At 72.2% G+C, this 1,142-nt stretch carries 1 protein-coding gene; it reads right to left on the bottom strand.

Going from position 1 to position 1,142, the window contains the following annotated elements:
- Positions 1–1,142: AAA family ATPase (locus BI06_RS29035; protein WP_043473387.1), on the bottom strand; the 1,142-nt coding region annotated here is incomplete at both ends.

A 1,142-nucleotide genomic window follows, 5' to 3' on the forward strand; every position in this document is an offset into this window, starting at 1 on the left:
ACGATCACCACCACCTCGTCCCGGTGGTCCTCCATCAGCTTCATCAGGGTGTCCACGGCCTCCTGGCCGAAGTCCCCGCCGCCCCCGTGCCGGGGCGTCAGGGTGTACGCCTCGTCGACGAACAGCACACCGCCCCGGGCCCGGTCGAAGGCCTCCTTGGTGAGCTGGGCGGTGTGGCCGACGTAGCGGCCGACCAGGTCGGAGCGGGCGGTCTCGATCAGCTGGCCGCCGGGCAGCACGCCCAGCTCGGACAGCAGCCGCCCGTAGAGCCGGGCGACCGTGGTCTTGCCGGTACCGGGCGGACCGGCGAAGACCAGGTGGTGGCTGATGGTGGCGGTCGCCAGCCCGGCCTCCTCCCGGCGGCGGACCTGCCGGATCAGGTTCACCAGGTCCTCGACCTGCTCCTTGGCGGCGGGCAGGCCCACCAGGGCCTGGAGCTCGGCCAGCGGCTCGGTGCCGTCGCTCTCCTTCACCGGCGGTTCGAGTTCGACGCCCACGTCCCCGGGGACGAGCAGGGCGAGGTCCTGGTCGCTGATCTCGGCCTGCTCCGCCAGCCGGGTCGCCTGCCGGTCGACCATCTCCTCGAAGACCTTGCGGGCCGCGCGGCCGTTGCCGAAGTCCTCGCCGCGCGGCATCCGCTCGAAGAGCAGCGTCAGCGCGTCGCCGGTGCCCGCGGCGAGCTCGTAGCCGTGGCTCGTGGCGGCCCGCTCGACGATGGTGACCAGCTCGTCGACCTCGTAGTTGGCGAACTCGACGGTCCGGCTGAACCGGGAGGCGAGACCGGGGTTGGAGGCCAGGAACTCGGTGATCTCGGCGGAGTAGCCGGCCACGATCACCACCACGTCCTCGCGGTGGTCCTCCATCAGCTTGACCAGGGTGTCGATCGCCTCCCGCCCGAAGTCCGGACCGGAGCCGCCGGAACCGGCCGACAGGGTGTACGCCTCGTCGATGAACAGCACGCCGCCGAGCGCCTGCTGGAACACCTCGGTGGTCTTGATCGCGGTGCCGCCGATGATCGAGGCGACCAGGTCGGCCCGGGCCACCTCGGTCAGGTGCCCGCTGCGCAGCACGCCCAGCTCCGCGAGGATGGCGCCGTAGAGCCGGGCAACCGTGGTCTTGCCGGTGCCGGGCGGACCGGCGAA

Origin of the sequence: Kitasatospora sp. MBT66 (genome assembly GCF_000710405.2) — a bacterium.
GTDB classification, from domain to species: domain Bacteria; phylum Actinomycetota; class Actinomycetes; order Streptomycetales; family Streptomycetaceae; genus Kitasatospora; species Kitasatospora purpeofusca.